5 protein-coding genes are annotated in these 7,390 nt (G+C 45.5%); 4 read left to right on the top strand and 1 reads right to left on the bottom strand.

Translation table 11 applies throughout. The features are described from left to right. Positions 1-556: 556 nt before the first annotated feature. The 4 genes from HMPREF9193_RS02040 to HMPREF9193_RS02025 all read left to right on the top strand — a co-directional run bounded on the left by HMPREF9193_RS02040 (position 557) and on the right by HMPREF9193_RS02025 (position 5,092). On the top strand, positions 557-2,317 hold the full coding sequence (locus HMPREF9193_RS02040) for a flavocytochrome c (RefSeq protein WP_021686386.1): 1,761 nt from the start codon (positions 557-559) through the stop codon (positions 2,315-2,317). An 88-nt stretch (positions 2,318-2,405) separates the two neighbouring features. Continuing rightward, on the top strand, positions 2,406-2,651 hold the full coding sequence (locus tag HMPREF9193_RS02035) for a hypothetical protein (protein ID WP_040847231.1): 246 nt from the start codon (positions 2,406-2,408) through the stop codon (positions 2,649-2,651). Positions 2,652-2,689: 38 nt separating this feature from the next. Continuing rightward, positions 2,690-4,774, top strand: coding sequence for a heavy metal translocating P-type ATPase (locus HMPREF9193_RS02030; protein WP_021686384.1), 2,085 nt, complete (start codon positions 2,690-2,692; stop codon positions 4,772-4,774). Between the two features lie 3 nt (positions 4,775-4,777). Beyond that, entirely contained in the window at positions 4,778-5,092 is a 315-nt protein-coding gene (locus HMPREF9193_RS02025) for an HMA2 domain-containing protein (protein ID WP_021686383.1), read from the top strand. 71 nt (positions 5,093-5,163) lie between these two features. Here HMPREF9193_RS02025 and HMPREF9193_RS02020 read toward each other — a convergent pair whose 3' ends face one another. Continuing rightward, complete coding sequence (locus tag HMPREF9193_RS02020; protein WP_040847230.1) at positions 5,164-7,383, bottom strand: MFS transporter; 2,220 nt, start codon at positions 7,381-7,383, stop codon at positions 5,164-5,166. Between the last annotated feature and the right edge of the window lie 7 nt (positions 7,384-7,390).

The following is a 7,390-nucleotide window of genomic DNA, read 5'->3' as shown; positions in this document are numbered from 1 at the left end:
TCTTCAGGCTTTGCCGCCTGCGTGCAGCCGGTCATTCCAAATAGCGCTATAAGCGCTAAACCGATAAACAAGATTGTTTTTACTCTTTGTTTCATAAAAAAACTCCTTAAAATATTTGAAATACAGCCTCCGCACAGGATGTGCGGTTACTGCCGATTGTATTGCGATGTTTTGGCAGGCATAAGCCTGACAAAACTCGGGTTGAAAGCGGAACAGGACGTTCCGTTTTCATACTGCTGCTCCTCCCGTTTTTGTCAAGGCACATGCCTTAGTCTTTGAATTACTTGGTTTCATCTTGAAAACCTCCCTTAAGAATATTATGGTGCGGTTTTAATATTTTGTCCATTTAAAGTAGGTTTATATGGCTAGAAAGAACCAAAGTTACCGAAAAAGAACTTTGGTTACTGCATTTCAAAACGGTACGTTCCGTACACAAAAAGTGTGCCAAAAGCAAAAAACCTGTGCTGTTGCCGCCGCCTAAAAGCTTCAAAGCCCGATAGCACAAAAATCTTGTTTTTGGTATGATGCAAAACAGTAACACTTAGGGAGGTTGTTAATGAAAGGTTTTCGGAAAACGCTGAGCGTTTTTATGTTGGCGCTCACTGTATTGTTTGCAGCATGTACTACAAACGGCTCTGCTTTGCAGGACGGAACGTATACGGGAGAGGGCAACGGCAAAGGCGGTCCTATTTCGGTTGAAGTTATCGTTCAAAATCATAAAGTAAAAGACATAAAAGTGCTTTCACACGGCGAAACACCCGGTTTTGATAAAGCCATGGACACGCTCAAAGCGCAAGTGCTTAAAACAAACAGTACGGCAGTAGATACGGTAACCGGCTGTACTATGACATCCAAAGGCTATCTCGATGCGGTCGCTCAAGCTTTAGTAAAAGCCGGAGACGTTCCTGCACAAAAAAATATGCAAACGGCAAAGGCGATGCATAAAAAGTTAAAAGAAAAAAAATGCGACGTGCTTATTATCGGGGCAGGCGGTGCAGGTCTTGCCGCTGCAATTGAAGCAAAAAACGCCGGCGCGGATGTGCTTGTTTTGGAAAAACTTCCCTTAGCGGGCGGGAACACACTTATTTCCGGTGCAGAAATGGCAGCTCCGGGCAATTGGCTTCAAAAACGCGACGGCATAAGCGACAGCCCCGAACAATTGGCGCAAGATATGATTAAAGGCGGAGACGGTATTAATGACCCTGCTTTAGTCCGTACCGTCGCACAAAACGCATTACAAGCTGCCGAATGGCTGCGCGACGAATGCGGCGTCGTATGGGAAGACGATTTAATGTTTTTCGGCGGACATTCGGTTAAGCGCAGTTTAATTCCTGCCGGTGCAAGCGGAAAAGAATTGATTACTAAAATGCTTGCAAAAGCGCAAAAACTTTCAATTCCCGTTATGTATAAAACAAGCGCCCTTTCTTTTATTCAAGATGAAGCCGGACGCGTTATCGGTGTTACAGCAGAAAGTGATAAAGCCTCTTATAAAATATATGCAAAAAAAGCCGTTGTTTTAACCAGCGGCGGATTCGGTTCAAACATCGAAATGCGCAAAAAATACAACTCTGCCGTCGACGAAACCATTCTTTCTACCAACACGGTGGGAAGCACCGGAGACGGTATCGTTATGGCGGAAAAAATCGGCGCTGCTTTGGTCGACATGGAATACATTCAAACCTACCCCATTTGCGACCCGCTCACAGGAGCGCTGTTGTACTTTGACGATGCGCGTTTATACGGACACAGTATGATCGTTAATAAGGAAGGAAAACGCTTTGTTGAAGAACTCGGCAGACGCGATGTTATGTCTATGGCGATTAAAGCACAAACCGGTCATTGCTGTTACGAAATTATCGATCAGCGCGGTTTTGACGAAAGCCATTTGCAAGAAAACCACGGTGCCGAAGTTGCCTATTTAATGAAAAATAATTTGGTTGTAAAAGCCGACACGCTTGAACAAGCCGCCGACTTTTTTGGTATCGACAAAAAAGAAATGCTTGCTAGCGTTGCACGCTACAACTCGTATGTAGCTGCGGGAAAAGATCCGGAATTTAACAAACGCAGTATGAAATACGCCATCGAAAAAGCTCCGTTTTATATTTTAAAAGCGGTGCCTGCGGTACACCACACGATGGGCGGCGTTAAAATAAACGATCAAGCACAAGTGCTTAAAACCGACGGTTCGATTATCGAAAACTTGTATGCAGCGGGCGAAGTAACCGGCGGCGTTCACGGTAAAAACCGCTTGGGAAGCGATGCAATTGCAGACATTATCGTATTCGGCAGGATTGCCGGAAAAAATGCGGCAAAATAAAAATGCTGTGCTAAAGTAACCGGACAAAGGCGTGCGGCACAATAACCGGTGCCGCATGTTTTTTGTATGTGAGTATATGGAGGTATATATGACAAAATGGGGTGCATTTGTTATCGGTGTTGCCGTCGGCGGTATAACGGTTGCCGCAGCTCGGCGCGCAGGTTTTAAAAAAGTATGCGCTAAATTAATAAGCGCGGGGCTTCAATTAAAAGACGACGCTTCGGCTTTTGTAGAAACGGTAAAAGAAGATGCCGAAGACATTGCAGCGGAAATAAAGTACGCAAAAAAGCCGGCATCCACTACAAAAAAAGCCGCTAAAGCTCAAAAAGCCTAAGCGCTGCAAAGCACAAAGCTTAACCCTTTGTAGTACGTATGGTTTTTTCCGTTGTTCACAAGCTTCCGGGCAGACTACGCTTACGTTTCGATAGGCACAGCTTAGATGCCCGGCAAGCCGAATTGGTACGAACCCTTGTTTCTTTGCAAAAAGGTATCGATTTTATAAACGTAAACCCCGTGTCGGGCGGCATTTTGCTCGAATACTCGGGTATTTCGGAAAAAACGGCTCTGTCTTATATACGTGCTTTAGATGATTCTTACCTTACAAACGAAGAATTATTGTCTGCCGTAAGCGTCCCCGAAGCACAAGAAAGCCTTGCAGCCGTACTGTTTCCGCTTGTTGCACAGTTTTTTATCCGAAAATTGCTGCCTTTACCCATCCGCTCCGTTTTATCGCTGGTTTCCATTATACCGCGTTTAAAAAAAGGAGCGGCAGCCGTTTTATCGGGTAAACCTTTTTGTGCCGACACGCTTGATGCAACGGCTCTTTCGTTGTCCTATGCTTCAGGCGATATTAATACGGCAAACACCATTACTATGCTTTTAAATATGGGTGAAGTTCTAGAAGATTATACCAAACGCAAATCATACGATAACCTTACCCGCTCGTTTTTAAATTTAAACGAACAAGTTCAAGTAATCCGTTCGGGCGAAGAAATGCCGATACCCGTCCGCATGTTAAAAACCGGCGACACGGTTGTCGTACGCTCAGGTTCGGTAATTCCTGCAGACGGAACGGTTGTCTCAGGCGAAGCGTCTGTTAACCAAGCGTCGATGACCGGAGAAAGCCTTGCGGTACGTAAAGCTTCGCACAGTTCCGTTTTTGCTTCTACCATTGTAGAAGAAGGAGAGATTTACGTAAAAGTAAAAGCATGCGGCAGTGAAACCCGTATAAGCAAAATCGCACAAATGATAGAACATTCTCAATCTTTAAAAGCGGGCATACAAATAAAAGCCGAGCGCACGGCGGATAAACTTGTGTTTTACAATTTTATGCTCGCCGCTGTTACCTATGCCGTAACACGCGATTTTGCCAAAGCCGCTTCAACCCTTTTAGTGGATTATTCGTGCGCAATGAAACTTGCGGCTCCCGTTGCGGTTCTTGCTGCAATGAAGTCCTGCGCGCAAGCGGGCATAACGGTAAAAGGCGGTAAATTTCTTGAAGATTTTATCCGCGCCGATACAATCGTTTTTGACAAAACCGGAACGCTAACCGAATCCGTCCCTGCCGTAAAAAAAATAACTACGTTCGGCGGTGCAAACGAACGGGAGGTATTAAAAATAGCCGCATGTTTGGAAGAGCATTTTCCCCACCCTTTGGCACGGGCGGTAGTAAAAGAGGCCGCGTCGCGCGGAATAAAGCACCGAGAAGAGCACACTACGGTTTCGTACATTGCCGCGCACGGACTTGCCTCTACGCTTAACGATGCTCAGCTTCGTATCGGCAGCGCTCATTTTATTTTTGACGACGAAAAAATCCCTAAAACCGATGAAGTTAAACGCGACGAATCCGATTTAGCAAAAACCGGCTGTTCTTTGCTGTATTTAGCGGTAAACGGTACGCTTGCAGGAATTATAGCCATAGAAGACCCCGTACGCACCGAAGCAAAACAAGTTATACAAACGCTGTATAATGCCGGCATTCAGAATATCATTATGCTCACCGGAGACGGAGAAAAAACCGCAAAAACCATCGCCGAAAAACTAGGCATACGCACGTATAGAGCACAAGTGCTGCCCGATGAAAAATCTCAGTTTATTGAAAAATTAAAAAAACAAGGACACCGGGTAGTGATGATAGGCGACGGTATAAACGATTCGCCGGCACTTTCTGCTGCCGATGTGGGAATTGCTATGGGACAAGCCGCATCGATTGCAAGCGAAACCGCCGATATTTTATTACCCGATAACGGTTTACGTGCGCTTGTGAACTTGCATTACATCGGCTCTCGTTTAATCGAGCGCATAAAAATAAACAACGCGCTGATTGTCGGTATTAATTCGGCTTTAATAGCCGCCGAATTGTCTTCGGCGGTAAGCGCATCCTCTGCAGCTTTGCTGCACAACGGTTCAACGCTTGCCATCGGTATGGCGGCAATGCGCTCTTTCGGGAAAAACTAAGTTATGGTTGTTTCAAGTTTTTTTCCCGGAAGAATCCGTTTGCGCTCGCCGCTTTTACAAGACGCCGATATATGCGCTGCTCTAAAAACCGCGCTCGAACAGCAGCCTGCGGTGCACAAAGTTGAATACAGCACCCACACGGGAAGCATTTTAATTGAATACGAAAGCGATAAACTGCCCATAAAAAAACTGCATGCGCTCAAAGACGAACTTGCCGAATTAAAACTGCTGTGCGACGCTTACAGCGAAAAACAAAAGCCTGTTGTTTTAAAAAAAATCCGCAGTTTTGCCGCACAGCTGTCCGCCGCGTGCGAATAAACGGCATCGTTTGATTTTCTGCCGCTGCAGCGGTGCGCACCGGCAAAACGTACGCCGGAAGATAAAACGCGTTACCTTGCCAACAATTTCGGTTCTGCAAACAAAGCGATTACCCAAAAGCACAAAAAAAAGCGGAAGCGCTGCGAGCGGATCAAATCGGTGTCGTGAATGCTTGCTATAAGCAAACCGGAAAGCACTCCGGCGCCCTGTTGTTTTGCGTACACGTGCACGTTGCGGCAAAACTCATCGGCGGTGTGCGGGTCGGCTAAAAAAACGCCGATAAGCGGGGGAAACACGCCGTTTTTCAGTTTTTTGCGCGCGGCGGTTTCGTCAAACAAATCGTGCAAAATAACGGAAGCGCTGTCGGAACTTTCAATATACTGACAATAAGCGGGGTAAAAAGAATTGCCTATACCCATAACCGAAGCAAGGGCAAGCATAACTTCGTGCTGCACATCACTTCTTTCCGGATGAGCGCGCAAAATATCCAAAAGAACGGGAACGGAAGCGGCGTTTGCATATATTTCCATAGCATGTATACCGCTTAAAAGTACGTACGCGTTGCCGGTATCCGCAAGTTTTCGTGCAATAAGCGTTTGCGCTTTGGTTTCTCCCATAAGGGCAAGAGCAACCATCGCTTCGCCGCTTAAAAGATAATCGGGGCTGTCCAAACTTTTTTCCAAACAAAAAGCGGCGCGTTTAACTTTAAACATCCCCAAAATATGTGCCGCTTTTGCCGCAGTTGTAAAACTTCCCTGCATTGTTTCGTTTATAAGCGCATCTTCCAACGGAGCGTTTAAAGCGGGTAAACTTTCTATGCCTTTAAGTGCATGACTTTTTACGGTAAAGCGGGGAGAATTCAAATGCTCTGCTAAATTCGAAGCTGCGGCAGCCGTATTCGACGAACACAGTTCGTTTAAAAGAGCGGTTTGTTCGTTTGCGTTACGGCTTCGGTCAAGCTTGTACAATAAACTTAAGCCGCGTATATCGCGCAGCGAAAAAAACAGCGGCAGCGCTTCTTTTAAGCTGTAGCTTCCCAGCGGTTTTAAGCGGAGCTGCAAATACAGCGCAATGGCAATAACCGCTATTTGTATTACAAAAAATAAGCGGTATGCCGAAACCGCCGAAAGAGCGCTGTCTTTAAATGCTTCAAGAATAATACCGCCCAAAAGCGAGCCTGCCGCTCCCGATGCTCCGGATACCAAAAAGTACACAATGCTCATATCCATAACCGCTTCGGGCGGCACAAGACCAAAAAAGTATGTTTGCCCTGCATTTTCTTCACCGGAAAATCCCAAATTCGAAACAAAAGAAATCATGCTTAAAAACAAAAACACCGGTAAAGCCGAAGCAAATACCGGAGAAACGGCAGCCGGAATAAGGCTTAAAAATGACAAAGCGGTAAAAATCAAATACATAGGCTTTGCGCCGATTTTGTCTATAAACACGCGGGACATAAGCCCCATGCACAGCGCACCCAATGTGGTAAAAAATGTAATAAAAGTAATAATACTGTCCGGTTGTTCATATACTTCACGGCAGTACACGATAATAAAAGGGCGCGACATACCGACCGCCAAGCCTACCACCCAAAAAGCCGCTATAAAAATTCTAAAATTCCGGTCGTGTACGGCTTTTATAAAATGTTCGTAAAAACTGCTTGACGTACCGTGCGCAACACGGTCGCTTGAAGGCATTTTGTACAGCAAAAAAGAAGAAATAAAGCCGAGTACAATCCCCGTTATAACGGCTGCATTTAAAACAACCAGCGAATTGCCGAAGCGCAATGCAAAAGCCAAAAGCAGCGTCGTTATTAAAGCGGCGGTATTGTTCGTTACCGATAAAAACACTAAAAAACTGCCGCGGTCTTTACCCGGCGCCAAATCGCTTATAACAGGATTGTTGGCAACCATGCCGATTCCTCTAAAAAAATTAAAGCCGAAACACGCAAGCAAAACACAGGGCAGCGCCCACTGCGCCATCCCCGCTTTTACAAAAAAAGGAATGGGCAGCATAACCAATAAACTGGCATTACGCGCCACCCACGAAGATGCGTACACGCGCATAATGGGGCGATGGCGCACAAACATTTTTCCCAGCGGCAATGCAAAAAAAGATAAAAAATTAAACGCGGTTATTAAACCTATCGTAACGCTGCCGGCTTTTAAATACATTGCGTACACAACTATAATATTACCGGTAACCAGCGTAAAAGAAGCCGAATTCAAAGCGGAAAAAATTCCGTATAAACGTCTGCCTGCAGAAATCTGATACTTTGACAAAGGAGACATAGTTTTA

Source organism: Treponema lecithinolyticum ATCC 700332 (genome assembly GCA_000468055.1).
GTDB lineage: Bacteria > Spirochaetota > Spirochaetia > Treponematales > Treponemataceae > Treponema_C > Treponema_C lecithinolyticum.
Note: the sequence above shows the minus strand (reverse complement) of the source record. Positions and strands in the feature narration are given on the sequence as shown.